Annotated in this window: 3 protein-coding genes; all 3 read right to left on the minus strand. The window is 66.9% G+C overall.

What is annotated here, in order from left to right; all coding sequences use genetic code 11:
- Positions 1–151 precede the first annotated feature (151 nt).
- From AC1VAN_RS18475 to AC1VAN_RS18485, 3 genes are read right to left on the minus strand one after another with little or no spacing between them, the layout of a single operon-like run.
- The gene (locus AC1VAN_RS18475) at positions 152–754 is read right to left on the minus strand and encodes a response regulator transcription factor (protein ID WP_025878350.1); all 603 of its coding nucleotides are present in this window, start codon (positions 752–754) and stop codon (positions 152–154) included.
- A complete protein-coding gene (locus AC1VAN_RS18480) occupies positions 751–1,965 on the minus strand; it encodes a sensor histidine kinase (protein ID WP_478013594.1) in 1,215 nt (404 codons plus the stop codon). Before AC1VAN_RS18480 ends, AC1VAN_RS18475 begins: the two co-directional genes overlap by 4 nt.
- Positions 1,966–1,971: 6 nt before the next feature.
- The gene (locus AC1VAN_RS18485) at positions 1,972–2,307 is read right to left on the minus strand and encodes an ATP-binding cassette domain-containing protein (protein ID WP_025878348.1); all 336 of its coding nucleotides are present in this window, start codon (positions 2,305–2,307) and stop codon (positions 1,972–1,974) included.
- Positions 2,308–2,450: the final 143 nt, after the last annotated feature.

Raw genomic sequence — 2,450 nt, forward strand, 5'->3', positions numbered from 1 at the left:
AGAGGCGCCGATGTCTGAGCGCAGCGAGTTCGGCGCCGTCCCCTGATTCACCGAGAAGCGCAGGGTACTGGTGCGCAGCACCGGCTCGCGGCCGGCGGCGTGTTTCTTTTGGTTACTTTTCTTTTCACGCGAAAAGAAAAGTGACGCCCCGCTACAACCACCCCTTCTGCCGTGCCAGCCGATACGCCTCAATCCGGTTGGCCACGCCCAGCTTGCCGATGCATTCGGACAGGTAATTGCGCACCGTGCCGTGCGACAGCCCCAGCTGCTCGGCGATCTCACTGGCGGTGCGGCCCTCGCCTGCCAAGCGCAGTACGCGGCGCTCGCGGTCGGTCAGCGGGTCGGCCTGCGACCACGCATCCAGCGCCAGCTGCGGATCGATCGCACGGATGCCCTGCTTCACCTTGCGCAGTGCCTCGGCCAGGTTCTCGGCCGGTGCATCTTTCAGCAGATAGCCCAGTACACCCGCTTCCAATGCGCGACGCAGGAAACCGGCACGGGCGAAGGTGGTCACGATCACCACCTTGATCGGCAGTTCATGGCGGGCGATGCGCTGGGCCAGTTCCAGCCCGCTCAGCCCCGGCATCTCAATGTCGGTGACCAGGATGTCCGGCTGCAGCTGCTGCAGCATGCGCCAGGCGGCTTCGCCGTCGGCAGCACTGCCCAGTACCTCGATATCCGGTTCCAGGCCCAGCAACGCCGACAATGCGCCACGCACCATCGCCTGATCCTCGGCCAGCAGGATGCGGATCATGCCGCGCCTCCCTGTGCCAGCGATGCCGGCGACAGCGGCGTAGTCGCGGCCACCAGGGGCACGCGCACGGTCAGCAGCGTGCCTTCCCCGCGCGGCGACTGCAGCGTCAACTGGCCACCCAGCGCCGCTGCGCGCTCACGCATGCCACACAATCCGTTGCCCTCGGCCTGCACACCACCACGGCCGTCATCGCGTATCTGCATCACCAACTGTCGGTCCTCAAGCATGAAATCCACCTGCACCCGGGTCGCCTGCGCGTGGCGCACGATGTTGGTCGCCGCCTCGCGCAGCACCAGTGCCAGCCCACGCTCTACCTCCACTGGCATCGGTGGCGGCGGCATGTACTGCAGGTGTACCTGTTGGCATTCCAGCAGCAGGCGTGCCGAGGCCAGCTCGCCGGCCAGGTCGCTGGCGCGGATGCCGGTGACCGCACTGCGTACCTGCGCCAGCGCCTCGCGGGCAATCTCCTCGGCCTCGCCGATTTCCTGCCGGGCACGCGCGTCATCGCGGTCGTACAGCTTGCGCGCCAGTTCCAGCTTCAGCGTGATCAATGACAGCGTATGCCCCAGCAGGTCATGCAGATCACGGCCGATGCGCTCGCGCTCGGCGGTGGTCGCCAGGCGCCGCACCTCGTCCTGGGACAGCTGCAGGGCAACGTCGCGCTGATGGCTCAAGGCCTCCACGTTGACCACCAGCCCGACAATGAACGACACCGCCGGCATCCACACCATGGCCTGCCACGGATAACCGAAGTAGAGCGCGGTGCTGCAGAACAGGAGATTCAGGCCAGTGAGCTGCAACAGGTACACCCACCAGCCGCCGCGGCTGCTCATGCGGATCATCACGCAGCCGAACACGAAGTAGCTCAGTCCCGACGGATACCACGGCAGCAGCACCAGGGCCATCGCAATCATGCCCAGCGCGTAGCGCCAGGCGTGGTGCCGTGGCGCCAGCATCACCCTGGCATAGAACAGCAGGAACAACGGATAGCTGGCCAGCGTCAGCAACAACCAGCGCAGCGTGAAGCCATTCCCGAGCACCGGGGTAAGGAAGATCCAGACCGACCACAGCAGGTGGATCGCACCACTCCAGGGCGACTTGCCACGCCGCAGCAGTTCGGCCACCGCCGAATCCGGGGCAGGGCGCAGCAGGGACGCAAGCCAGCTCGGTGGCACGGAAGATTCCAGGCGGGGACGATCGCTGCCGATCATGCCAGTTCAGCCGACCCGGCGCAGGCGCCGACACGCCTGCGCCACCAGTTCATCCACCTGCAGCATCGGCGGCAGGCTGGTGCTCTGCAGCATCACGCCGAGGCCGAGCCGCTGATCGCGCTGCTGCGGATCACCGCCCAGCAGCTCGACCTGGCCGGCGTCGGCACGGCGCAGGCCCAACAGCACGCTGATCGCGGTACTCTTGCCGGCACCGTTGCGGCCCAGCAGGGCCAGTACCTGGCCAGCGCGCACCTGCAGGTCGATGCCGTGCAGGGCGGTATGGTCGCGGTAACGCACCTGCACCTGCTGCAGGCGGGCCAGCGACGGAGCGATCGTATCCATGGGCGGTACCGGTAGCGGGGACGTTGCCATCCTGTGCCGCCGTGGTCACATTTCGCAGTTGCCGCCGTCAATGACATCGGATGACAGCTGTCACTGCCATCGCCGATGCACCTGCCTTCATGCTGTGCCGCACGCTCCACCGC

The organism is Stenotrophomonas sp. 05L44_2 (assembly GCF_056665995.1).